22 protein-coding genes and 1 pseudogene are annotated in these 22,857 nt (G+C 69.5%); 13 read left to right on the top strand and 10 right to left on the bottom strand.

From position 1 onward, the window contains the following. The first annotated feature begins 5 nt into the window (after window positions 1-5). Window positions 6-422: a DUF2752 domain-containing protein gene (locus tag ACFY36_RS45100; RefSeq protein WP_499752089.1), complete on the top strand. Its 417-nt coding sequence runs from the start codon at window positions 6-8 to the stop codon at window positions 420-422. A gap of 23 nt (window positions 423-445) precedes the next feature. Then, complete coding sequence (locus tag ACFY36_RS45095; protein ID WP_499752088.1) at window positions 446-877, top strand: RDD family protein; 432 nt, start codon at window positions 446-448, stop codon at window positions 875-877. Between the two features lie 45 nt (window positions 878-922). Here the strand turns inward: ACFY36_RS45095 and ACFY36_RS45090 are convergent, their stop codons facing one another. Beyond that, window positions 923-1,810, bottom strand: a complete 888-nt coding sequence (locus ACFY36_RS45090; RefSeq protein ID WP_499752087.1) for an aldo/keto reductase — start codon at window positions 1,808-1,810, stop codon at window positions 923-925. Window positions 1,811-1,929: 119 nt separating this feature from the next. On the opposite strand from ACFY36_RS45090, the gene ACFY36_RS45085 reads away from it, so the two are divergent. Further along, complete coding sequence (locus ACFY36_RS45085) at window positions 1,930-2,151, top strand: hypothetical protein (protein ID WP_499752086.1); 222 nt, start codon at window positions 1,930-1,932, stop codon at window positions 2,149-2,151. A gap of 2 nt (window positions 2,152-2,153) precedes the next feature. On the opposite strand, the gene ACFY36_RS45080 is transcribed toward ACFY36_RS45085, so the two are convergent. The 5 genes from ACFY36_RS45080 to ACFY36_RS45060 form a co-directional block, all read right to left on the bottom strand. Further along, the gene (locus tag ACFY36_RS45080) at window positions 2,154-3,218 is read right to left on the bottom strand and encodes a CE1758 family FMN-dependent luciferase-like monooxygenase (protein WP_499752085.1); all 1,065 of its coding nucleotides are present in this window, start codon (window positions 3,216-3,218) and stop codon (window positions 2,154-2,156) included. Window positions 3,219-3,288: 70 nt separating this feature from the next. Next, entirely contained in the window at window positions 3,289-3,792 is a 504-nt protein-coding gene (locus ACFY36_RS45075; protein ID WP_499752084.1) for a GNAT family N-acetyltransferase, read from the bottom strand. Between the two features lie 115 nt (window positions 3,793-3,907). Then, window positions 3,908-7,246: a CARDB domain-containing protein gene (locus tag ACFY36_RS45070; protein WP_499752083.1), complete on the bottom strand. Its 3,339-nt coding sequence runs from the start codon at window positions 7,244-7,246 to the stop codon at window positions 3,908-3,910. A gap of 164 nt (window positions 7,247-7,410) precedes the next feature. Then, entirely contained in the window at window positions 7,411-8,475 is a 1,065-nt protein-coding gene (locus ACFY36_RS45065; RefSeq protein ID WP_499752082.1) for a sensor histidine kinase, read from the bottom strand. Next, window positions 8,472-9,131, bottom strand: coding sequence for a response regulator transcription factor (locus tag ACFY36_RS45060; RefSeq protein ID WP_499752081.1), 660 nt, complete (start codon window positions 9,129-9,131; stop codon window positions 8,472-8,474). Before ACFY36_RS45060 ends, ACFY36_RS45065 begins: the two co-directional genes overlap by 4 nt. Window positions 9,132-9,221: 90 nt before the next feature. Between ACFY36_RS45060 and ACFY36_RS45055 the strand changes: the two genes are divergently transcribed. Genes ACFY36_RS45055 through ACFY36_RS45030 form a run of 6 tightly spaced genes read left to right on the top strand, consistent with a single transcriptional unit; the run spans window position 9,222 to window position 15,438 of the window. After that, window positions 9,222-10,061: a S1 family peptidase gene (locus tag ACFY36_RS45055; RefSeq protein ID WP_499752080.1), complete on the top strand. Its 840-nt coding sequence runs from the start codon at window positions 9,222-9,224 to the stop codon at window positions 10,059-10,061. 6 nt (window positions 10,062-10,067) lie between these two features. Beyond that, window positions 10,068-10,490: a hypothetical protein gene (locus ACFY36_RS45050; protein ID WP_499752079.1), complete on the top strand. Its 423-nt coding sequence runs from the start codon at window positions 10,068-10,070 to the stop codon at window positions 10,488-10,490. Between the two features lie 19 nt (window positions 10,491-10,509). Then, window positions 10,510-11,079 carry an RNA polymerase sigma factor gene (locus ACFY36_RS45045; RefSeq protein ID WP_499752078.1) on the top strand — a complete coding sequence of 190 codons (570 nt, stop codon included), beginning with the start codon at window positions 10,510-10,512 and terminating at the stop codon, window positions 11,077-11,079. 2 nt (window positions 11,080-11,081) lie between these two features. Further along, entirely contained in the window at window positions 11,082-12,122 is a 1,041-nt protein-coding gene (locus ACFY36_RS45040) for a hypothetical protein (RefSeq protein WP_499752077.1), read from the top strand. Window positions 12,123-12,139: 17 nt separating this feature from the next. Then, window positions 12,140-14,269 carry an McrB family protein gene (locus tag ACFY36_RS45035; RefSeq protein ID WP_499752076.1) on the top strand — a complete coding sequence of 710 codons (2,130 nt, stop codon included), beginning with the start codon at window positions 12,140-12,142 and terminating at the stop codon, window positions 14,267-14,269. Continuing rightward, the gene (locus tag ACFY36_RS45030) at window positions 14,266-15,438 is read left to right on the top strand and encodes an McrC family protein (RefSeq protein ID WP_499752075.1); all 1,173 of its coding nucleotides are present in this window, start codon (window positions 14,266-14,268) and stop codon (window positions 15,436-15,438) included. The genes ACFY36_RS45035 and ACFY36_RS45030 overlap by 4 nt, the downstream gene beginning before the upstream one ends. 35 nt (window positions 15,439-15,473) lie before the next feature. Here ACFY36_RS45030 and ACFY36_RS45025 read toward each other — a convergent pair whose 3' ends face one another. The 4 genes from ACFY36_RS45025 to ACFY36_RS45010 form a co-directional block, all read right to left on the bottom strand. Beyond that, entirely contained in the window at window positions 15,474-15,923 is a 450-nt protein-coding gene (locus ACFY36_RS45025; RefSeq protein ID WP_499752074.1) for an SUKH-4 family immunity protein, read from the bottom strand. Between the two features lie 200 nt (window positions 15,924-16,123). Beyond that, a complete protein-coding gene (locus tag ACFY36_RS45020) occupies window positions 16,124-16,729 on the bottom strand; it encodes a DUF6232 family protein (protein ID WP_499752073.1) in 606 nt (201 codons plus the stop codon). Then, window positions 16,726-17,364 (bottom strand): RNA polymerase sigma factor, encoded by a 639-nt coding sequence (locus ACFY36_RS45015; protein WP_499752072.1) that lies wholly within the window; start codon window positions 17,362-17,364, stop codon window positions 16,726-16,728. Before ACFY36_RS45015 ends, ACFY36_RS45020 begins: the two co-directional genes overlap by 4 nt. Then, window positions 17,361-17,663: a hypothetical protein gene (locus tag ACFY36_RS45010; RefSeq protein ID WP_499752071.1), complete on the bottom strand. Its 303-nt coding sequence runs from the start codon at window positions 17,661-17,663 to the stop codon at window positions 17,361-17,363. The genes ACFY36_RS45015 and ACFY36_RS45010 overlap by 4 nt, the downstream gene beginning before the upstream one ends. A gap of 255 nt (window positions 17,664-17,918) precedes the next feature. On the opposite strand from ACFY36_RS45010, the gene ACFY36_RS45005 reads away from it, so the two are divergent. The 4 genes and pseudogenes from ACFY36_RS45005 to ACFY36_RS44990 form a co-directional block, all read left to right on the top strand. Beyond that, window positions 17,919-19,616 (top strand): glycosyltransferase family 2 protein, encoded by a 1,698-nt coding sequence (locus tag ACFY36_RS45005; RefSeq protein WP_499752070.1) that lies wholly within the window; start codon window positions 17,919-17,921, stop codon window positions 19,614-19,616. 10 nt (window positions 19,617-19,626) lie between these two features. After that, entirely contained in the window at window positions 19,627-21,579 is a 1,953-nt protein-coding gene (gene glxA / locus ACFY36_RS45000) for a radical copper oxidase GlxA (RefSeq protein WP_499752069.1), read from the top strand. Then, the gene (locus ACFY36_RS44995) at window positions 21,576-22,586 is read left to right on the top strand and encodes a glycoside hydrolase family 6 protein (RefSeq protein ID WP_499752068.1); all 1,011 of its coding nucleotides are present in this window, start codon (window positions 21,576-21,578) and stop codon (window positions 22,584-22,586) included. The genes glxA and ACFY36_RS44995 overlap by 4 nt, the downstream gene beginning before the upstream one ends. Before the next feature lie 4 nt (window positions 22,587-22,590). Continuing rightward, window positions 22,591-22,857 (top strand): annotated as a pseudogene (locus ACFY36_RS44990) (hypothetical protein); the annotation flags it as partial.

Raw genomic sequence — 22,857 nt, 5'->3', positions numbered from 1 at the left:
GGCGCGTGATCTTTCGATGGCCGCGCCGTGCGCTGTCCGTGCCCGAACGCCTTGGTGGCTTCGGGCTCGCGGCAGCGGTGGCCGCCGTCGTCTGGCCCGCCCTCACCGCCCGTACCGGCGCCGGTCTGCCCTGCCCTCTGCGGACCCTCACCGGCGTGCCGTGCCCGGCCTGCGGGCTGACCACCGCGGCCGTCGCCCTCGTGCACGGCGATCCGCACGGCGCGTGGACGGCCAACCCCGCCGTCTTCGGGCTGGCCGCGCTCGCCGTCGCGGCCGTTCCGCTCGTCGCGCTGCGCGCGTCGGGCCTCCTGCGACCACCCCGCCCTTGGCCGCCGGCCCGGCGCCGCCGGACGGGATGGATCACCGGTCTGCTCGCACTCGTGAGCTGGCTGTTCCAACTTCACCGGCTCGACCTCGTCTGAGCCACACCGAAGGAAGCGCAAAGATGACATATCAGCAGCAGCAGTACGCCGCGCCGACCACCAGCTACGCGAGCTGGATCCAGCGCGTCGGCGCCTACCTCATCGACGGCCTGTGCGTCGCGCCGTTCTCGATCCTGGGCGCGCTGCTCGGCATGAGCGACGGCAAGATCAACGCGCTCTACTACGTCTTCGCGCTGCTCGGCCTGGCCGTGACCGCCTACAACCGGTGGTTCCAGGGCGGCAAGACCGGTCAGAGCTGGGGCAAGAAGGCCCTCGGCCTGCGCCTGGTCGGCGAGCAGACCGGGCAGCCGATCGGCGCCGGCCTCGCCTTCGCCCGCGACCTGGCCCACTTCATCGACGCGATCATCTGCTACATCGGCTTCCTGTTCCCGCTCTGGGACGCCAAGCGGCAGACCCTGGCCGACAAGATCGTCAAGACCGTCGTCATCCGCTGACCCGCCGTTCCCGGGCCGGGCTCCCTCCGGCCCGGGAACACCCGGTCACTCCTCCGGGATGACCATGTCGAACATCTGCGGGCGCGGCACGTCCGGGTCGGGCCCATTGCGTACGCCGGTGTCCAGCGCGTCGATGCTCGCCATCTGCCCGGCGCTCAACTCGAAGTCGAAGACGTCGAAGTTCTCGGCGATGCGGCCGGGGTTCGTCGACTTCGGGATCGCCGAATGGCCGTGCTGGAGCTGCCAGCGCAGCATCGCCTGGGCCGGGGTCTTGCCGTGGGCGGCGGCCACGGCGCCGATCGTGGGGTCCTGGAGGACGTTGCGGCGCTCCTCACCCCAGCCGGGGTAGAAGGTGATGCCACCGATCGGGGACCAGGCCTGGGTGAGGATGCCGTGCTCGGCGTCGGCCTTGCGCACATCGGGCTGGGAGAAGTACGGGTGCAGCTCGATCTGGTTCACGGCCGGCACGATGCCGGTGCTCGCCAGCAGGTCGTCCAGGTGGCGGCGCATGAAGTTGCTGACCCCGATGGCCCGTACGGCGCCGTCGGAAAGAAGTTTCTCCAGAGCCTTGTACGCCGCGATGGTGCGCTCGAAGCGGTCGGTGGCCGGCTGGTGCAGGATCAGCAGGTCGAGCCGCTCGACGCCCAGCTTGCGGGTGGCTTTCTCGAAGGCGTGCAGCGTCTCGTCGTACCCGTAATCGCTGACCCAGATCTTCGTCTCGATGAAGACCTCGTCACGGGGGACGCCGGCGCGGCGGATCCCCTCGCCGACCTGGCGTTCGTTGCGGTACGCGGCCGCCGTGTCGATGTGCCGGTATCCGATCTTCAGCGCCGTCTCGACCGCGGTGGCGGTCTCCTCGGGGGCGCTCTGGAACACGCCCAGGCCGAGCGCGGGCATCGTCACACCGTTGTTGAGTACGAGTTCCTGAACCATGCCTCCGACGGTAGGCCGGGCCGGGCCGATGAGAGGGGTTACGTCGTAACCCCCCTTGTTTTCCCGGACGGCGAAGTGGGCACCTCACGATCAAGACATCGACGGATGAGGAGGCCCCCATGGCAGGCAACGAGCACGACGTCAACCGCAGCACCCGCTCCGGCCGGTTCGTGAAGGACAGCACCGCCGAGCGGCAGCCCGACACCACGACGACCGAGCACGTCGGCGGCGACAAGACCGACGGCGACCGTGAAGTGCACCGCAGCGCGAAGACCGGCCGCTTCGTCACCGAGACCACCGCCGACCTGCACTCGTCGACGACCGAGAGCCAGCGGGTCTGACCTTAAGCGGCCTTCAGCGACTCGTGCGTGGGCGCCTCCGGGATGTGCGCGGGGCGCCCCACGGCGAACTCCTTGCGCAGCACCTGGACGATCTCGCCGAGACGGTCGAGCTGGTGAAGGACCTCGGCGTGCGGAATGCCCATGCCGTCCAGGACGAAGAGCTGGCGCTGATAGTCGCCGGCGTACTCACGGAAGCCCAGGATCTGGTCGATGACCTGCTGCGGGCTGCCGACCGAGAGCGGTGTCTGGCGGATCATCTCCTCCAGGGACGGCCCACCGCCGTACACCGGGGAATTGTCGAAGTAGGGCCGGAACTCGCGGAGCGCGTCCTGTGAGTTGTCCTTGACGAAGAACTGACCGCCCAGGCCCACGATCGCCGTGTCGGCCGGGCCGTGCCCGTAGTGCTCGAAGCGCTCGCGGTAGAGGCGGATCATCCGGCCGGTGTGCGACGGCGGCCAGAAGATGTTGTTGTGGAAGAAGCCGTCGCCGTAGTACGCGGCCTGCTCGGCGATCTCCGTGCTGCGGATCGAGCCGTGCCAGACGAACGGCGGCACACCGTCGAGCGGGCGCGGCGTGGACGTGAAGGCCTGGAGCGGCGTGCGGTACTTGCCCGACCAGTCGACGTTCTCCTCCCGCCACAGCCGGCGGATCAGCGCGTAGTTCTCCACGCTCAGCGGAATGCCGGCTCGGATGTCCTTGCCGAACCACGGATAGACCGGGCCGGTGTTGCCCCGGCCGAGCATGAGATCGACCCGGCCGCCGGCCAGATGCTGGAGCATCGCGTAGTCCTCGGCGATCTTCACCGGATCGTTGGTGGTGATCAGCGTGGTCGACGTGGACAGGATGATCCGGCTGGTCCGGGCCGCGACATAGCCGAGCAGCGTGGTCGGTGACGACGCCACGAACGGCGGGTTGTGGTGCTCCCCGAACGCGAAAACGTCGAGGCCGGCCTGCTCGGCGTGGACGGCGTACTCGGTGATGCGCTTGAGGCGCTCGTGCTCGCTGGGCGTCTCACCGGAGACCGGGTCGCGCGCCAGATCACCCACGCCGAAGATCCCGAACTGCATGACTCCCCCTCGCATCTGATTGACACGTCAATCATGCGCCTGATTGACGTGTCAATTACAGCGACGTTGGTCACCCCCGCTGCCCGAGCCACTGCTCGGCGTCCCAGGCCCGGAAACGCTCCACCTCGGCGAACCCGAGCTTCGCGGCCAGGCGCATCGAGGACAGATTGGCGCTCTGGGTCACGAGCACGACCGGCTCACCGACCCAGCCGATCGCCGCCGCACAGGCCTCGACGGCATAGCCGAAACCCCAGGCCCGGGGCAGGAACAGATAGCCGAGATCGACCTTCCCCACGGCGGCCGGCCGATGCCGGGCCGGCCGCCGCAGCAGGACCTGGCCGATCATCTCCCCGTCAAGCTCGACGACGAAGCTGCCGGGCCACCGCTCGGGCACGTCGGGCAGATCACGCTCGAGCTGGTCACGGGACTGCGGCCCGCCGAGATAGGTGTGCACCTCGGGCGAGGCCAGCAACTCGACGAAGGCCGGCCGATCCCGAGCCTCGGACGCGCGAAGCACAAGCCTCGCGGTCCGGATCGGAAGAGGCGGCCAGGAAACGGATTCGAGCGCGGTCATACCGGCAGTCAATCAACCCCTGTCATTCGCACAGCGACGACCCTGACCGCGAAAGGGTCCAGCGGAACGACGAGAACACGCCACCCCCGAAGGGATGGCGTGTTCTCGTCAGCGGTCAGTTACGGGTGATGGTGAACTGCGATCCGGGCTGGATCACCACGTCGCCGGTGGCTGAGTTCGTGATGGTCACGTTGGTCAGCGTGGCGTTGCCTCGGGCGCCGCTCATGGCCAGGACGCCGGCGCCGTTGTTGGACTTGTCGATGCGGACGTTTGTGACGGCCACGTTCGGCATGTTGCCGCCGCCGGTCTTGAACTGGATGCCGTCGTACGTGGAGTCCAGGATCTCGGTGTCGCGGATGGTGACACCGACGATGTCCTTCGACGACGGGAACAGGGTGATGGCGCCGAACTCCTGGTCCTCGTTCCAGAACACGCCGCCGGCCCGGTAGAGGCCGTTGTTGGCGATCAGCGTCGTGCCCGTGAACGGCAGCGGGTCGTGGTCGGTGGCCAGCATGATGCCGGGGTAGTTCATCGTGTCGGCGATGATGTTGTTCTCGATGGAGTTGCCGAAACCGCCGTAGATGGCGGCGCCGTTCGCCCGCCACGGCAGCTGGATCGTGTTGTTGACGAAGTGGTTGTTCGACGCCACGTCGACCGACGTGTCCTTGACCCTCGGGTTGGCCCAGACGGCCAGCGCGTCGTCGCCGTTGGTGCGGAACGACGAGTTGAAGACCCTCGAGTTCCGCGTGCCGTTGCTGAAGTTGATGCCGTCGGCGTATGTGTCGCGGATGCGCATGCCGGTGAACTCGACGTTGTCGCCCGGGTTCCAGTAGGCCGGGGTGTCCGAGTAGTCGCGGCCGACCCAGGCGCCGACGTTCGTGTGCTCGATCCAGACGTTGCTGATCTTCGTGTTCTTGCCGAGGCGGCCGTTGATCCCGTGGCCGCGGTTGGCCCGGTTCGTGGTCATGCCGAAGATGGCCAGGTCGGAGATCTGCGTGTTGTCGTCGATGTCGAAGCCGACGTTGCCCTCGTGCGGGTGGTTGATGTTGCCGACCACGTTCTGCGGTTCCGTGTTCGTGTAAAGCTGCGTGTGCCACATGCCCGCGCCGCGGATGACCACGTTGCGGATGCCCTTCTGGTTCCACTGGCCGCGGGTGGGGTCCGGGGACAGGATCTTCTGCTCCTGGCGCCACTGGCCGGCCGGGATCCAGACGCAGCTGATCACGCCGTTCTCGTCGTCGGTGACCGCGCGCTGGATGGCCGCCGTGTCGTCGAGGCCGTCGTTCGGCACGGCGCCGTACGAGGTGATCGACGTGCAGCCGGCCGGCTGGGACAGGGCCGGTGCGACCTGCTCCAGGTCGACCAGGTCGATCACGTAGAACGACGCGGTGTCACCGGCGTCGCGCTGGAGCTTGAAGCGGGTGCCGGCCGGATACGACGTGGACAGCAGCGCGTGCGACTCGTCGAAGAGGCGCCGGGCGTCCGCCGACGGCGTGTTCGACAGCGATTCCGTGTCGTCCGACGTGCCGTACAGCCAACTGTTGCGCGACGACAGGGTCAGCTTCTGCACGAACTGGTCGTTCGCGTAGAGGCTGATCGTCGCCGACTGGCCGCCGCCGCCCGGCGCGTCCGGGATGGAGTTGCGGACGACGATGGAGTTGGCCTGGCTGGCCGAGGTGAACTGCACGTACTGGCCGGTCGCGGTCAGCCGCACCGATTTGCGGCCGGACGATTCGGTGCCGAAGTTCGTGTGACCGAACGTCCGCTTCGCGTCCGCCTCGACCAGCGTTCCGGTGTACGTGCCGCTCTCCGCCTCGTAGGAGACATAAGGAACAGCCGCTCCGCGGCCCACCACGACCGATTGGGTACGCGTGTTGTTGTTCTCGTTTGTCTCCGCGACCACGTTCGTCGCGTCGGCGATGGCCGTGATCGTGGCCCCGCCGCTGGTCGCCGTCCACGTGCCGGCCGTGACCGTGGCCGTCGCGCCGGCCGCGACCGCGCCCGTGTTCACGTTCAGGGTGGTGCTACCGACGGTGACCCGGGTGACGGAGGCCGCGGCTGAGGACGTACCCCTGTTGTTGACCGCGACCGAGAAACTCACCTGCGCCCCCACCGCGGGGTTGGCCGGAGTCGGCGTGACGCTGACGACCTGGAGGTCGGGGCCCGCCGCCTGGGCCACCACGAGCGGCGACGAGGCGGTCAGGGTGTTGTTGTCGTTGCTCAGCTCGGCCACCGTGTCGGCCGGGTCGACGACGGCGGAGACCTGATAGCTCCCCTGGGCCCGTCGTCCGGCGGCGACCTGGACGGTCGCCGTCGCGCCGGCGGCCAGCGCACCGACGCTCGCGCTTCCGACGACATTTCCGTTCAGGCGTACGTCAAGTGACGTCGCCCCCGACGCGGCGGAACCCGCGTTGCGCACCGTGGCCGAGACGGTGACCGCGGTGGCCTCGTCCGGCGACGCGGGTGACCAGGTCACCGACGTGACCGTCAGATCGGGGTTGGGCGCCCAGGCCCCGAGGACCTGGAGCTCGGCGACCTGGCCGCCGGGGGCGCCGGTGTTGGTGAAGAACTGGAGCTGAAGGTCGGCGACGCGGCCGGTGACCGGGATGGTCACCGTGTTGCCGCTGCCGAAGGCGTAGTCGGCGCGGGCCTTGAGCGAGCTGTAGCCGGAGGCGCCCTGTGCCCGGCCGAGCACCTGGATGCCCTGGGTGCGCGGGCCCCAGGCCGAGTCGGGGTTGAGCTTGACGACGACGCCGGTGACGTCGGCGTTGGCGCCGAGCCGCGTGGTCAGCGTGGCCGGGAAGCCGTTGGACTCCCAGTAGGTGGCCAGGTTGTTGTCGTTGGCGTTGGGCGCCGTGAAGGAGAAGACACTCGAGGACGCCTCCATGGCCTTGCCCGCCGCGAGGTTGGTGCCGGTGGGCGGGTCGGGGTCGGGGTTCGTGCCGCCGCTGACGCCGTAGATCTCCAGCTCGGACAGCTGAGCGGCCGGCCATCCCGTGTTGGCGGTGATGGTCGCCCGGACATATCGGATGCTGGCCGCCGTGAAATCGATGGTGACGGCATTGCCGCTGGCGGGGTTGAAGGTGCGACCGGCCGAGGCCGAGAGAGTGGACCAGCTGCTGTTGTTGGTGCTGCCTTGCAGCGTGACGGTCTGCGTGCGGGTGGCCCAGGCCGCCGCGGGCGGCAGCTTGAGCTTGACCTGGTCGATGTTGGCGGTGGCACCCAGGTCGACCTGGACCCAGTGCGGGAAGGCGTTGTTCGGGCCCTCCCAGTAGGTGTCGGCGTTGCCGTCGTTGACGTTGGAAGCTCCGTACGGGCCGTTCACCGCGCTGGCGGTCGCGGACTTGCCGGCGGCCAGGTTGGGGCCGCCCGCCGCGTGTGCCGCACCCGGCGAGAGTCCCGCGGCGACCAGCACGGCCACCGCGATTCCGGCGAACAGTCGTCGTCTTCTCATGAAGGCCTCTGTTCTGCAGATGCCGGCCGCCAGGGTTCGGGGTCCTGACGGCCGGCCGGGGATGGAGGGGAGTCCTGCCCCGAAGATTCGGCCGTCTCCATGAAAATTGCGCGGAGCCTGCCGAGTTTTTTCGTGAGCAGGCATCCAAGGTTTCAGATGTGTGACTATTTCGTCAACGGGTGCGGGAACGACACCTGAACCCGGAGGCCGTCGTGGCCGGTGGAGGACGCCGCGATGACGCCGTCGTGGGCGCGCGTGATCGAGCGGGCGATGGCCAGGCCGAGCCCGGCGCCGCCGCTGTGGTCGATGCGGGCCCCGTGCAGCCGGCGGAACGGCTCGAACAGGGCCGTGACCTCGCTCGGCGGCACGTCGTCGCCCGTGTTGGCCACGGTCAGGGCGGGCTCGTCGCCGACCCGTACATCAATGGTCCCGCCCTCGCGGTTGTACTTGATCGCGTTTTGCACGAGGTTCGTGACCAGGCGCTCCAGCAGCACCCGCTCACCCTCGACGACCCGCGGGCTCAGCTCGCTGGTGATCGCCACGCCGGCCTCGGCGGCCCGGGACCGGTGGGCGTCGAGGACCTCGGCCGTGATCTCGTCGAGCCGCATCGGCGTGCGGGCCAGCAGCCCGCGATCGCTCTCGCTCAGGACCAGCAGGCCCTCGATCAGGCGCTCGTTGCGCTCGTTGGTCTCCAGCAGCTGCGCCGTGAGCAGCGACAACTGATCCTCGTTGAGCGTGCGGGCCATGCCGACCTCGATCAGCGTGCGCTGCACGGCGAGCGGAGTGCGCAGCTCGTGGGAGGCGTCGGCCGCGAAGCGCCGCTGGGCCTCGTAGCCGACGGCGATGCGGTCCATCATGTCGTCGATGGCGTGGCCGAGCGCGCCCACCTCGTCCCGGCTCTCCGGGCGCAGGCGATAGCCGAGATTCTGCGGCCCGACGTTGTCGATCACCGGGATCAGGCTTTTCAGCGGGGCCAAGCACCACCGTACGGCGAAATAAGCCGCCACCAACAGCGCGACCAGGACGATCGTCACGGTGAGAATTGTCGGGATGCTCGGATGCCGAAACAGCTGACGGCAGACGGCCGACGGGCTGTCCGGGCCCGGGGTCAGACACCACGACGGCCCGAAATCGTTCCACAGGGTCAAGAGCTGATCGGCGATCGCCCGTACGAACAATGAGGCGAACAGGAGCAGCGCGCACAGCGCCGTCACGCGGCGGCGGATCATGAACCGAGTCGGTATCCCGCGCGCGGCACGGTGTGGATCACCGGCGGATCGCCCAGCTTGCGCCGCAGCGTCATCATGGTCATCCGCACGGTGTTGGTGAACGGGTCGGCGTGCTCGTCCCAGGCCTGTTCGAGCAGATCCTCGGCGCTGACCACCCGCCCGCCGGCGCGCAGCAGCACGTGCAGCACGGCGAACTCCTTGGGCGACAGCGCGAGGATCTGCCCGTCACGGCTGGCCGTGTGCCGGGCGACGTCGAGCTCCACGCCGTCCTGCTCCAGGACCGGGGGCAGGGCCGGGCCCGTACGCCTCGACAGCGCCTGCAACCGGGCGACCAGCTCGGCGAACGCGAACGGCTTGGTCAGATAGTCGTCGGCGCCCAGGCCCAGCCCTTCGACCCGGTCGCGGATGCCGGCCGCCGCGGTCAGCAACAGGACCCGGGTGGGCTGCTCCTGCCGCCCGATCCAGCGGCACACCTCGTCACCCGTGCGGCCCGGCATGTCCCGGTCGAGCACGGCCACGTCGTAGCGGTTGACGCCGAGCCGCTCGATGGCCGCGTCGCCGTCGTAGACCACGTCGACGGCCATGGCCAGCCGCCGCAACCCCTCGGCCACGGTGTCGGCCAACACCCGTTCGTCCTCCGCCACCAGCACTCGCACCGCGTCACGCTCGCACAACTCGCATAAAGGATCCATAAGGGCGCCGCTGACGCCCGCCGGACTGACCGCTCACCACCATCGTCTCCTGTGATGAGAATTCTTTCCGTGGTGTTCGCCGCTTTGATCGTCATCTGTCCGGCTTCCCCGGCCGCGGCGATCGCGTACGGCGAGAACGCGCGGGACGGCGCCTATCCCTTCGCGGTGCTGCTCACCATGAAGGGCCTGCCCACCACCGACGGCGGCACCCGGGACAGCTCGTGCTCGGGCGCGCTCATCGCCGAACGCTGGGTGATCACCGCCGGTCACTGCTTCCGCGACGCGAGCGGCAAGCGGGTCAGCCGCCCGGTCGCCGACGAGACGATCGCCACGATCGGCCGGATCAAGGTCACAGGCAAGGGCGGTCATGACGTACGGGTCGTCGCGGTCCGCCAATCGGACACCCACGACGTGGCCCTGGCCGAACTGGCCGACCCGGTCACCGGCATCACCCCGCTGCGCCTCGCCACGACGCCGCCGGCGCCGGGCGAGACGGTCCGCCTCACCGGTTTCGGGCTGACGACCAGAGACGGTGAGTACGTCCCGGTGTCGCGCCTGCAGACCGGGCGCTTCCGCATCGACCACGTCGGCGACTCCCTGCTCGAGACGAGTGGCGTCTCCCCGCACGACGAGACGAGCCCCTGCCCGCACGACTCCGGCGGCCCGTACTTCCACGAGCGGAAGGGCCAGACCCCGGTGCTGGTGGCGGTGGTCAGCTCGGGCCCCGGCTGCCCGCACACCGGCCCCGACCACAGCGCCCGCGTCGACAACATCAACGCCTGGATCACCACCACGATCGCCACGAACCCGTCGGGCTTTCCGGTCAAGTGGACGCTGATAGCCGTGGCCGCCGTCGTCATCGGGCTCTGGGCTTTGCGGCGTCGGCTACGTTGATCGTTCGTGCGGGAAGAACGAGGCTGGAAGCGCCCCGTGGGCGACCTCGCCGGGATCATCGGCGCCTGGTCGTTCTGGGCGGCACACGACAACTGGATCGTCCAACTGCTGTGCGCCCTGGTGATCGCCACTCTGGCGGCCGACCTCATCGCGATTCCGGTCTCGGCGCTCCGGGAGCGCCGCCACGCCCCCGTCCAGCTCGTGCCGGCCCCGGTCATCTCCCTCAGCCCCGGTGACGACTTCGCATTGATCGTCGGCGCCGGCGTCCTCGACATCGACATCAACGGCCGGCGCTATCGAGCCGAATACGGGGACGACTCCGGTGCGGCGCTGGAGGCGGTCCAGGCCGAGTTGGAGGCGGGCCGAACCATCACCGACCTGAACGCGTTCCTCGCGCCGGCCCTCGTTTTCACGGCCGTGTCACGATAAGGGCCCGCCCGGACATGGGATGAGCGTGAGCCCCGGTATCGAGCACGAGGAACGTTTCCGGCGCGTCTACAGCGCGAACTTCGACGCGCTCCTGGCGTACGCGCTGCGGCGCGTCGAGCAGCCGCCGGACGCCGCGGATGTGGTCGCCGAGACGTTCCTGATCGCGTGGCGCCGTACGGAGGAGATGCCGCCCGGCGACGAGACCAGGCTCTGGCTGTACGGGGTCGCCCGGCGGGTGCTCGCCAACCATCACCGTGGCGGCGTCCGCCGGGCGCGGCTCGGCGACCTGCTGCGCCAGCGGCTCACCCCGGCCGCCCCGGCCGATCCGGGCTCCGAGGTCCCGGAACGGCTCGCGGTGCGGGCCGCCCTGGCCCGGCTCAGCCCGATCGACCGCGAGGTGCTCACCCTGACCATCTGGGAGGGGCTGCAACCCCGCGAGGCGGCCACCGTCCTTCAGGTGAGCCCGGAGACCGTGCGCACCAGGCTTTCCCGGGCCCGGGCGAAAATGCGCGACCTTCTCGGTAACGACCGGCGTACGGCCGGACATGTGCTCGACGTCCTGACCGCACCGACCCCCGAGGAGGCCTGAGAATGTCCGACGAGCAGATCGACCGGCTTGTCCGCGACGCCGATCCGTCCCGGCACGACGCGCACGGCCCCCTCGACGGGGCCGAGCACGCGCTCCTGGAGGAGATCATGACCGAGCCCGTCCGCAAGAGTTCGCGCTGGCGCGGCCTCGCCACCGCCGTCGCCGCCGCGGCCGCCGTGACCGGCGTCCTCGTGGCGTCCGCCGTCATCCGCGACCGCCCCGAGAGCAATCAGGCCACACCCGTCGCCACCCAGTCGGCCCCGGCCATACTGCAGTTCGCGGCCTCTGAGAAGTTCCCCCGGCTCCTGATCGAACAGCCCGGCTGGAAGGCCACCCACGTCTACGGTTTCGCCGGCGAGGACGGCACGATCGCGTTCGAGGACGCCACCGGGCGCGGGTTCGAGATGAACTGGTACGCCGCGAAGTACTACGACGGCTACTACAAGGACCGGCTCGAGGTCAGCCCGCCCGAGACCACAGTGGTCGACGGCTGGAAGGGCGCCCGGTTCACGTACAGCGAAAGCCGTTTCGCGGTGATGCTGGAACCGCGCGACGGCGTCTTCGTCGAGCTGGGCTCCTCGGGCGGCGAATGGAACCGGGCCGGCTTCGACAAGGTCGTGGCCGACGTCAAGCGCGTCGACGTGGACACCTTCCTGAAGGCCCTCCCGCCCGAGATCATCACCCCGGACCGCGAGGACGAGGCGGCCAAGAAGGTCCTGGCCGACATGCCGGTCCCGCCCGGCTTCGACGTGGCCACTTTGAAGGGCTTCGGCGCGAACGACTCCTACCAGTTCGGCGCGAAGGTCACCGGCCGCATCACCTGCGGCTGGATAGCCGAGTGGAAACGCGCCAAGCTGGCCGGCGACACGGCGGCCCAGCAGAAGGCCACCGACGCCCTGCGCGGCAGCCACAAGTGGAAGACCCTCAACGACATGAACGACGAGGGCGACTACCCCGAGGTCGTCTGGGAGTACGCCGACCGCACAGTGGCCGGAAACCCGCCGACCGCCGAAGAAGTCGACCAGGGCCTCGGCTGCTCCTGACCCTCTATGTTGTGTCGATGGACGATGACGCCTTGTACGCAGCCGTTCGCAACGTCCTGAAGGCAGGCCTGGCCGAGGACGGTTCGCTGTTCACGCCGGGCGCGGCCATCTGGACCGCGGAGACGGCGGACGAGCTCGAAGCGAAATTCGTCCAGCAGCCGGACGCGGGCAAGGGGAGCTTCGTCCAGAAGCTCGCCGGGCAGCTGGCGTCGGCGTCCGGCGAGGCGATCCAGCTCATGGGCGAGCTGATCTACCTGCATCTGCTGCTGCCCAAGGACATCGGCGGGCCGGCCAAGCGGGCGGTGATCGGCGGGGCGCTGGAGCTGATGCCCTCGCCGGTCGCCGTTCCGGCCGCGCTCGACCTGCTGCTCGACCAGGGTGTGGTGCGCGCCGGAACGGCCTACATGACGCAGCGGGACCGGCAGATCGCGTTCCTCGTCCGCTTCGTCCAGGCCTGGAAGCAGCTAGCGGCCGAGCAGCGACGGGCCGCACTCGACGACCCCTGGCTCTTCCGGGCCGAGGTGGACAAGGTCCCCGTGAACAGTGCCTACAGCCAGCGCAACGTGCTGCTCAACCTGCTCTTCCCCGACACGTTCCCGGCGGTGGTGGCGCGGCGGCACAAGCAGCAGATCGTCGACGCGCTCGGCAAGTCGACCGGCGATGTCGACCGTGACCTCGCCGCGGTCGTCGCCGCCCTCCGCGCCGAGACCGGCGCCGCCGTGCGGTTCTACGCGCCACCGCTGCTCGACCGCTGGCGCGCGGCGGACACAAACAAGAAGCCCGAGGCCCAGAGAGGCTGGCTCGTACGCGGAGCCAAGGTCCACGGCCACAACCTGGTAGAGAAGTGGCTCAAGGAAGGCTTCTGCTCCTTGGCCTTCCCCCAACTGCCCGAGGTGAAGCCGGGAACGCCGAAGACCGAGCTGGACAAGCTGCTCCACCAGGCGATGCCCGATCTGACCGCAGCCCAGCGAGGCGTACGGGTCGGCGTGCTCGACCGTTTCCTCAACCACATGAAGCCGGGCGACGTGGTCGTCACGGTGGATTGGAAAGGCGTCTACGCCGGCCGGGTGACCGGCGACGTCACCTGGAGTCCCAGTAACGGGAACCTCTCCAGCCGTCGCCGGGCGGTCGAGTGGGCCAACCCGGACGCCCCGATCGCCCGCGAGCAGCTGTCGCCCACGGCCCGCAACAAGCTCGCCGGTCAGCTCACGGTGAGCGACCTGGGCGCGGCGACCGAGGAGTTCGCCGCGCTGGGCACGCTGATCATCGAGGACGAGTCCTCCGACGTCGAGCTGCCTGATCCCACACCGGATTTCGCCGGGAAGCTTTTCATCGACCACGACTGGCTCCTGGACACGGTCGACCTGCTCCGGGAGAAGAAGCAGATCATCCTGTACGGGCCGCCCGGCACCGGGAAGACATATCTGGCGTACGAGCTCGCGCAATATCTGACCGGCGACCGGGACGACGCGTACCGGCTCGTCCAGTTCCACCCGTCGTACTCGTACGAGGACTTCTTCGAGGGTTACCGGCCGGTTCGCGGCGACCAGCCCGGTGGCATCGCGTTCTCGCTGGAGCCCGGCCCCTTCAAGCAGCTCGTGCTGGACGCGCAGAAGGACCCGTCGCAGCCGTTCGTGCTCATCATCGACGAGATCAACCGGGCCAACCTGGCGAAGGTCTTCGGCGAGCTGTACTTCCTGCTCGAATACCGCGGCCGCCGGATCTCGCTGCAGTACTCGCCGCAGGAGGAGTTCGAGCTGCCGCCGAACGTGTTCATCATCGGCACGATGAACACCGCGGACCGGTCCATCGCCCTCGTCGACGCCGCGATGCGCCGCCGGTTCCTGTTCCAGGCCCTCTTCCCGGGCGAGCCGCCGCTGCGCGACATGCTGCGCCGCTGGCTGCGCGCCCACTCACTTCCCGAGGACCGCGCCGACCTGCTGGACGAGCTCAACCGGACGATCGGCGACCGTGACGCGGCCGTGGGCCCGTCGTATCTCATGAATACGCGGGTGGCCGACGACGCCGGGCTGGCGCGCATCTGGCGTACCGCCATCGAACCGCTGCTGGAGGAGCGGCATCTCGGCGACGGCGTCGACGTCCGGGTCCGGTACGGCCTGGACGCGCTCCGCGGCCGGCTGGGATGAGACGGTTCGGCCTCCGGGAGTACGAGACCGCGGTCTTCGGCCCGGACGACGGGCCGTGGGGCGCGGTGCTGGCCGGCACCGGCCTGGTCACCGCCGCGCTCACGGTCGACGGGCGGCTCCGGCTCACCGCGGCCTCGACCGTGGGCGTCCTTCAGGTGCGCTCCGGCGGCGAGGTCGCCGAGCTGCGGGTCCGCCCGAAGCTGCCGATCGCCCGGCTGTTCTGGATGCTCGGCCACGCCCGCGACGACCGGGGCTGGCGGGCCGAGGCGGCCGACCTCACGGCGGACGACTTCGCGCCCGCTCTCGCCATGGCCTTCACGGCCGCCGCGTCACGAGCGCTGGCCGCCGGGCTTCTCCAGGGATACCGCGTCGCCGAGGAGGCGCTGCCGTCCCTGCGCGGCCGGCTCCGTGAGGCCGATCAGCTGCGCGGGCGGCTCGGCCTGGCGCCGCCCCTCGAGGTCCGCTACGACGACTACTCCGCCGACATCCCCGAGAACCAGATCCTGCTGGCGGCCGTCGACCGGCTTCGCCGTACCCCCGAAGTGCCCGCCGCCTCCAGGCGGGCCTTGCACCGGCTGGCGGCGGCGCTGGCCGATGTCTCGCGCTGGGTGCCGGGGACGCCGCTGCCGCCGGTCGTGGAGACGAGGCTGAATCTTCGCTACCGGCCGGCTCTGCGGCTGGCCCGTCTCGTGCTCGGCGGCCATGGACTCGATCACCGGTCCGGCGCCGAGCACGCCACCGGCTTCGCCTTCGACCTGAACACCGTCTTCGAGGACTGGCTGACCGCCGTCCTCCGGGAGGCGATCACCACCCGGCGGGGCGGCACGGTGGTGGCCCAGCACCGGACACACCTCGACGAGGGCGCCCGCGTCGACCTGCGCCCCGACATCACCTGGTGGCGTGACGGCGCCTGCCTCGGCGTCGTCGACGCCAAGTACAAGAGGTCGAGCGCGAACGCCGACCTCTACCAGATGCTCGCCTACTGCACGGCCCTGAACCTGGCCGAGGGCCACCTCGTCTACGCCGCCGACCGCGATCCCGGCCGGGAGCACCGGCTGATCGGCAGCGGGGTCCGCGTCGTCGCGCACGGGCTGGACCTGGCAGCGCCGGTCAAGGATGTGCGGCAGCAGATCGAGCGCATCGCAAACCGAGTGACAGGGGTTGATTGACTGGGATTGATCGACTGGGCGGCATGTGCCAGGGCTTAGTAGACGCCCATCGAGACATCGCCCAGCGTGTCGTTCCAGACGGAGTGCCTGTCGTCGATCGCGGCCGGGTCGATGGCCCGGAGCGCGGAGCGCAGACATTCCTCGACCGCCTCGTCGTCGCCGGCCAGGTCGCCGCGCGTGATGTCGAGGTAGGCCTCGAACGACGCGACAAGCTGCCGCGGCGACGAGTTGACGAAGAAGGCGCCGCCCGGCCGCAGATACCAGACCGCTCCGCTCTCCCGATCGAGGTAGTAGGCCCCGTCGAGATCCCTGTAGTAGCCGAGCAGCAGGAACCGTGGGCCGCCTCCGGCATCTGTCGCCCCGGACGGTCCGTCCTCGATGAAGTGGGGCACCCGCGGGATGCCCGACTCGATCAGATAGACCCGCGCCGCCTCGTTCCGGACCTCCCACACGTAGTCGGCGCTGTACCGGATGCGATCCGTCATCGGCGCTCTCATTGCCATGGCCCCGGATTTGGCGTCCCCGACACCTGGCTGATCCTCACTCGTCGCTGGGCGCGAGTGACAAAGATCGAATGACTGGCCGACATGACCGCGGTCGGCATCGCAACAACGTTCATCGTGATGCCGATCCGGCGGAATGGCCGGCCAGGAGTGCGGCGCTGAGCGTCGATGGATCGCATCGGCTAGCCCGCTCTGCGGTTGGCTTCAAAACTGCGGATCAATGCCCGCCGCACCTGCTCGAAGACCCGCGGGTCGTACGTCACGAAGAGCACGATGCGCTTCCCCTTGTGATGTGCGACGAACTCCGCGAGCCGGGGGTTGTGGCTTGCGTCGGCCCAGAAGCCGGCGATCACGCCGACCGCGGCGATGAGACCGGCGATGAGCAGCGCGGCCGAGCCGATGGTTACTGCCAAACCGCTGCCCAGCAGCAACATCATCGCTCCGCAGATCAGCGCCACGGTTCGCGCCGTGTGGTCGTCGACGTGGATCGTATGCACCGACCTGAGATCGCGGACCAGGTAGCGCCCCCTGGGCGTCGCGATGTAGTCGCGGGTGACGACGATGCGCGGGCCGGAGTAGTAGAGCTGGTTTCTGGGCGAGTCGACCAGCACGGTGCCGTCGAGCTCACCGGGGGCTGTGGTGACAGGAGTCTTCGCCGTCACGTCCACGCGCGCCATCACTGAGGCGTAGACGTCGTCGAGCTGGTCCCTGTTGTGCTCGATACGGGCGGCCGCGCCGCGTTGGCGCAACCGGGTGTCCAGGGTCTCCGCGTCGTCGTGCCGGCTCATCGGCCCACCTCCTCGGTCCAGTCGGCCAGTCTCGGTGACTTTCTCAGCGCCGCAAAGGCGCTCTTGAGCAGTTTCTCCGCGGCCTGGCGGCTGATGCCCATGCGTAACGCTATGCCCGCTGGACTGAGATCATCCCGGTAGTGCAGGTACAGCGCCTCCTGCTGGCGATCCGACAGCTGGCTGATGGCCGTGGTCAGGTCGATCCTCCGGTCGACCGCGGTGGCCGGATCGGCGCAGCTGTCCACGGCGGCCTGGGGCACTGCCCGGGTGTCGCGGTCGCGCCGGCCCGGGCGCAGCCGCAGCAGCCGCCGGCCGAATCGCTCAGCGTTAGCGTTGTCCGACAGCGCGGCGATGGTGTCGCCGCCTGGTTGCTGCTCACCACGGCGACCGCGTCGGCGCCGGTCGTTGTGCAGGACGTTCCACGCCTTTTGAACCAGCGTCTGCAAGGGCTTGGGGTCCTGCAAGATTTCGGCCGGGTTCTCCGCTACCTGGACCCACACTTGTTGGGCACACTCCTCGGCCAGGTCACGGTCGCCGGACCAGAAAGCGAGCCGGCTGACGATGCCCGAGTGGTGCGCAACGATGAGGACCCGCAACTGGGCGCGGGTCTGTTCATCGGGCGGCGGGCTGATCATGAGGCGGACGAAATCTCCGGGACTGGGCGCACAGGGGCGGCCGCCTTCGGCTCGTCGTCGCCACTGCTGCCGGCGTTCGTCGCGGCCACCTCAACGCTCCAACGCACCCCACGCCGATCGCGGTAGGTCACACGGCCATCAAGGCCGTTGGCGCCGAGTTGACCAATCACTTCGGTGAGGGTGCACCGGCGGGTGACCTCCGCGCGCTCGCGCATTCGCGTGACGGCCTGACCCACCATCGACAAGACCCACGGTGCGACCATCGCCACGATCGGCACGTGCTCGGCAACAGGAATCACGGCTGCTCCTTCCTCAGCGGTACACCAAGGAAGGCCGCCGCCGGCGGCCGGATGCAACCCTCGCGCTCAAGATTTTGTCGCCGCTTGCCGCGTGAGCCACTTTGAACAGCGGATCGACCGCGCGGGCATCGGCATCCGTCTATAGTTCTCCAAACGGACAAAGTGTCCGTTGTTGCGCCCGAATTATCCCTAAGACTCCCCGGACGTTGTCAGGGCGCTCGGGGGAGGCTGTGGGTTTTGCAGGGTCGCGTCAAAGTGCCTGTACATCCCGCGCTCTCTGGGGAGACGGTCACGCTCGCGGGACGTTACGACTACCCGGCGTACAGCGTGCTTGCCGGAGCGCCGGCGATGCCGGACGAAAGTGGCGGCCGGATCCGGATGCGGCGGCTGGCCCGGCGGCGGCCGCTGACGACGCTGGCCATCACGGTGCTGGCGTTCGCGTTCGAGACGACCTTCTTCTTCTGGCTCGTGTCCTCCATCGAGCTGCCGGACCGGGGCATGCGGCCGTGGCTGTTCGGCGCGACCGCCGTCATGATCGGGGCGACCGCCCTCATCGAGCTGTTCCGGCTGGTCAACGTGGTCACCTTGTGCCTGGCCACGTTGTGGGCTCGCGATCCGCAGCCGCTGGTGCCGCCGGCCGGTCTCAAGGTGGCGTTCCTGACGACAATCGTGCCCGGCAAGGAGCCGATCGACATGGTCGAGCGGACGCTCTGGGCGGCACGGCAGGTGCGGCATCCGGGGACGTACGAGGTCTGGCTGCTCGACGAAGGCGATGACGACGACGTCCGGGGCATGTGCGCGCGGATCGGGGTGCGGCATTTCTCGCGGAAGGGCGTCGAGGCGTACAACACCGAATCCGGTCCTTTCAAAGCGCGCACCAAGCACGGCAACTACAACGCCTGGGTGGACCGGCACGGCGACGCGTACGACGTCTTCGTCTCGGTCGACCCCGACCATGTGCCGCTGCCGAACTTCTGCGAGCGGCTGCTCGGCTACTTCCACGACGAGGACGTGGCCTTCGTGGTCGGGCCGCAGATCTACGGCAACTACGACAACGTGGTCACGCGGTGGGCCGAGTCGCAGCAGTACCTTTTCCACTCGTTGCTGCAGCGTGCGGGCAACAAGCACGGCATCGCGATGCTCGTGGGCACCAACAACGCCGTACGCATCAGGGCCTTGAAAGCGATCGGCGGTCTTCAGGACTCGATCACCGAGGACATGGCGACCAGCCTGGCCGTGCACGCCGCCCGGAACGAGGAGTCGGGCAACCGGTGGCGTTCGGTCTACACGCCCGACGTGCTGGCGGTCGGTGAGGGGCCGTCGTCCTGGACCGACTATTTCAGCCAGCAGCATCGGTGGTCGCGCGGCACCGACGAGGTGGTCGTGACGAAGTTCTGGCGGCTCGTGTGGCGGCTCGGCTTCAAGCGCAGCCTGCACTACGGGCTGCTGATGTCGTACTACCCGCTGACCGCCCTGGCCTGGGTGCTCGGCGCGGTCAACGCGACCTGCTATCTGATCCTCGGGGCCAAGGGCGTGCAGGTGCCGCACGAGGTGTGGCTGATGCTGTACGCGGACGCCGCCCTCTTCCAGGTCGGGCTGTACGTCTTCAACCGGCGGCACAACGTGTCGCCGCACGAGGTGGCCGGGTCGTCGGGGCTCACCGGGATGATCGCCTCGACGCTCTGCGCGCCGGTCTATGTGAGCTCGTACGTCGGGGCCGTGCTGCGTCGCCGCGCGGGGTTCGTCGTTACTCCCAAGGGCGATTCGACCAGCCCCGACCGGATGAGCACCTTTCGGCACGGGCTGCTGTGGGCGGTCTTCTACGCCGTCCTGCTGGCCAGCGCCCCGATCGGTGATCACGTGGACGGCGCGATGTGGCTCTGGCCCAGCTTGAACCTGGCCATCTGCCTGGCGCCGACAGCCATCTGGCTGGCAACGAGGAAATCGGACTGAAGGATTTTTCGTGACTCCCCGACAAAGACCAACCCTTGCCCGGCGCCTGCTGAGCTATGTGATCACGCTGGTGGTGCTGGGGTTCGTCGTAGCGGTGAACCGGCCGATGATGGCCGCCGCGAACGAGGCCTATCGCGAGTTCACCATCAACCGGCAGTCCTACAAGGAGAAGTACGGCCACTGGTCGCGCCTGCACGTGCCGGAGAGCTTCCGGGTCAACGCGATCCACGCCGCGCTCCTGCACACCGGCAAGGTGCTGATCATCGCGGGCAGCGGCAACAACCGGGAGGCGTTCGAGGCCGGCACGTTCCGGACCGTACTGTTCGACCCGGCCACCGACCGGTTCACCGACGTGCCGACGCCGACGGATGTGTTCTGCGCCGGGCACACGTTCCTGGGCAACGGGAACGTGCTCGTGGCCGGCGGCACGAAGTCGTACGAACGCCTGGAGAAGGACATCACCCACGCCGCCGGCGTGATGAAGTTGAAGAACGAGTCGCCCAACGGCGCGCCACGGACGTTCCGTAAGGGGACCGTCCTCCTGGCTGCCGATAACACGAAATATCGAACACGGGCCGACGTCACGCTGAAACCGGCGACCGCGATGAAACACGGCGACCAGAACATGATCCACGCCTCCGAGGTGGAGGTCTGGGTCGACGCCGAGAAGGCCGGGGACGGGCCCATCGTCCGTAAGCCCGCCCAATATCGGGTCGAAGGGCTGACCGGCGACGACCAGCGCAACATCTACGGCCTGGCCGACAAGATCACCAGAGAGAAGCAGGAGTACGGCGGGGACCGGACCGCGTACGAGTTCGACCCCCGCACCGAGCGCTACGTGCGCGTCGGCGACATGGTCGAGCACCGCTGGTACCCGACCCTGACCGAGATGCCGGACGGCAACGTGCTGGCCGTCTCCGGTCTCGACGAGTTCGGCCGTCTGCTGCCCGGCGACAACGAGCGCTATCTGGTGGACCGCCGGCAGTGGGAGGCCACGCCGGGGCTCAAGCGCCAGTTCCCCACCTATCCGGCCTTCCACATCATGGACGACGGGCGTCTCTTCTACTCCGGGTCGAACTCCGGCTACGGCTCCGACAAGATCGGCCGTACGCCCGGGATCTGGGACCTGACCAACAATTCGTTCACCACGACGCCGGGCCTGCGGAACCCGCGGATGACCGAGACCAGCTCGTCCGTGCTGCTGCCGCCGGCGCAGGAGCAGAAGGTGATGATCTTCGGCGGCGGGGCGATCGGCGAGTCGCCGGTGTCCACCGCCCGCACCGACATCATCGACCTGAACGCGGCCCGGCCCGCCTATCGTCCCGGTCCCGACCTGCCCAAGCCGGCCCGCTATCTGAACGCGGTGATCCTGCCCGACGACGGCGTCTTCACCACCGGCGGCTCGTCCGGCTATCGCGGTGGGCCCTATCGGGGCGAGGCGCGCAGCGACCTGTTCAACTCGCAGATCTACCGGCCCGGCGCGAACCGGTTCGAGAAGGCGGCCGACTCGACGGTCGGCCGCAACTACCACTCCGAGGCGATCCTGCTGCCGGACGGCCGCGTCATCACCCTGGGCAGCGACCCGCTGTACGACGAGACCGGGCGCAACCCCGGCTCGTTCGAGAAGCGGATCGAGGTCTACAGCCCGCCATACCTGTTCAAGAAGGGCGACCGCCCGGCCATCACGAGCGGGCCGCGCGAGGTCTCGCACGGATCGGTCATCCACTTCCCCACCCCGGACGCCGGGCGCGCGGTCTCGGCCCGGCTGATCCGGCCGAGCGCGGTCACCCACGTGCTCGACGTCGACCAGCGGTCGGTCGCGTTGCCGCTGGTCCGCCGGCCGCACGGCGTCACCCTGACCTTTCCGAAGCGCGACGGCGTGATGCCGTCCGGCTGGTACATGCTGTTCCTCGTCGACGACCGGGGCGTGCCGTCGGTGGGCCGGTGGGTGAGGGTCCGATGAAGCGACGCTATGTCCTGCTGACCGCCGGCGCGCTGGTCGCCGCCGGCATCGCCGCCCCCGTCGCCATAAGCGCCAGTGAGAAGAAAGAGACGCCGCCGCCCGAGGAAGTGTGGGACGGCCGTCTCACCGGGCAGGGCCTCTACGTCGACCCCACCGGCGCCGCCGCCGAGCAGGTCCGGGCCTGGGAGGCGGCCGGCCGGACGAGGGACGCCGCGATCATGCGGCGCATCGCCGACCGGCCCACCGCCACCTGGTTCGCCGACGAGTCGCCGGGCTACGCCGACCGGGCCCGGCAGCTGGTCACCGACGCCCGCCGGGCCGGCAAGCTCCCGGTGCTCACGCTCTACCACATCCCGAACCGGGACTGCTCCGGTCATTCGGCGGGCGGGGCGGCCACCGCCGTCGCCTACCGTCAGTGGGTCAACGCGCTGGCCACGGCCATCCGCGGCAACCGCTCGGTGGTGGTGCTGGAGCCGGACGCGGTCGCGCAGACCGTGCGCGGCTGCCTGAACGCGAAGGCCGCGACCGAGCGGTTCGCGCTGCTCATGCACGCCGTGACGGTGTTGCGGGCCAACCCGGGCACGCTGGTCTATGTGGACGCCGGCAACCCGACCTGGATCCGCAAACCGGCCCAGATGGCCGCGGCCCTGCGCCGGGCCGGGATCCAGCGGGCCAGCGGCTTCGCCCTCAACGTGGCCAACTTCGAGAGGACGGCGGACAACGTCCGGTACGGCACGGCGCTGTCCCGCCAGCTCGGCGGCACCCACTTCGTCGTCGACACGAGCCGCAACGGCAACGGCCCGGCCAAGGTGGGCGCGGGCGACCGCCACTGGTGCAACCCGCCCGGCCGCAAGCTGGGCGAGGCGCCGACCACCAGCACCGGGCACACGCTGGTCGACGCCTATCTCTGGGTGAAGAGGCCGGGCGAGTCCGACGGCGCCTGCTCCGCCGGCGCCCCGCCGGCCGGGCAGTGGTGGCCCGAATACGCGCTGGCGCTGGCATCATGACGGCGTGACGCTGATCGACCTCGTGCCGCCGGAGGTGGTGATCGTCGAGGCGTTCGGCGACCTCCCCGGCGAGGAGCCGTTCCCCGGCGAAGAACATCTGATCGCGCGGGCCACCGAGGGGCGGCGCCGCGAGTTCATCACCGGCCGTGGGCGCGCCCCCCCCGGGCGGGGGCGGCGCGGCGGGGGCCCCCGGGCCCACCCGTACCGCCCCCAGCGGGGCCCCGGGGGGGGGGGCCGCGGGGGGGGCCGCCGACACCCCACCGCCCGCGGC

The sequence above is a fragment of the Actinoplanes sp. NPDC000266 genome (genome assembly GCF_042899005.1).
Taxonomy (GTDB): Bacteria; Actinomycetota; Actinomycetes; order Mycobacteriales; family Micromonosporaceae; genus Actinoplanes.
This window is presented reverse-complemented; position numbering and strand designations above follow the sequence as displayed.

What these genes read in the sequence shown, in the direction of transcription:
- ACFY36_RS44995 (WP_499752068.1), top strand. Translation starts at nt 21,576, where the DNA reads ATGAAGCGACGCTATGTCCTGCTGACCGCCGGCGCGCTGGTCGCCGCC.
- ACFY36_RS45080 (WP_499752085.1), bottom strand. Translation starts at nt 3,218, where the DNA reads ATGCAGTTCGGGATCTTCGGCGTGGGTGATCTGGCGCGCGACCCGGTC.
- ACFY36_RS45095 (WP_499752088.1), top strand. Translation starts at nt 446, where the DNA reads ATGACATATCAGCAGCAGCAGTACGCCGCGCCGACCACCAGCTACGCG.
- ACFY36_RS45035 (WP_499752076.1), top strand. Translation starts at nt 12,140, where the DNA reads ATGGACGATGACGCCTTGTACGCAGCCGTTCGCAACGTCCTGAAGGCA.
- ACFY36_RS45040 (WP_499752077.1), top strand. Translation starts at nt 11,082, where the DNA reads ATGTCCGACGAGCAGATCGACCGGCTTGTCCGCGACGCCGATCCGTCC.
- ACFY36_RS45085 (WP_499752086.1), top strand. Translation starts at nt 1,930, where the DNA reads ATGGCAGGCAACGAGCACGACGTCAACCGCAGCACCCGCTCCGGCCGG.
- ACFY36_RS45020 (WP_499752073.1), bottom strand. Translation starts at nt 16,729, where the DNA reads ATGAGCCGGCACGACGACGCGGAGACCCTGGACACCCGGTTGCGCCAA.
- ACFY36_RS45045 (WP_499752078.1), top strand. Translation starts at nt 10,510, where the DNA reads ATGAGCGTGAGCCCCGGTATCGAGCACGAGGAACGTTTCCGGCGCGTC.
- ACFY36_RS45070 (WP_499752083.1), bottom strand. Translation starts at nt 7,246, where the DNA reads ATGAGAAGACGACGACTGTTCGCCGGAATCGCGGTGGCCGTGCTGGTC.
- ACFY36_RS45075 (WP_499752084.1), bottom strand. Translation starts at nt 3,792, where the DNA reads ATGACCGCGCTCGAATCCGTTTCCTGGCCGCCTCTTCCGATCCGGACC.
- ACFY36_RS45025 (WP_499752074.1), bottom strand. Translation starts at nt 15,923, where the DNA reads ATGACGGATCGCATCCGGTACAGCGCCGACTACGTGTGGGAGGTCCGG.
- ACFY36_RS45030 (WP_499752075.1), top strand. Translation starts at nt 14,266, where the DNA reads ATGAGACGGTTCGGCCTCCGGGAGTACGAGACCGCGGTCTTCGGCCCG.
- ACFY36_RS45090 (WP_499752087.1), bottom strand. Translation starts at nt 1,810, where the DNA reads ATGGTTCAGGAACTCGTACTCAACAACGGTGTGACGATGCCCGCGCTC.
- ACFY36_RS45055 (WP_499752080.1), top strand. Translation starts at nt 9,222, where the DNA reads ATGAGAATTCTTTCCGTGGTGTTCGCCGCTTTGATCGTCATCTGTCCG.
- ACFY36_RS45065 (WP_499752082.1), bottom strand. Translation starts at nt 8,475, where the DNA reads ATGATCCGCCGCCGCGTGACGGCGCTGTGCGCGCTGCTCCTGTTCGCC.
- ACFY36_RS45015 (WP_499752072.1), bottom strand. Translation starts at nt 17,364, where the DNA reads ATGATCAGCCCGCCGCCCGATGAACAGACCCGCGCCCAGTTGCGGGTC.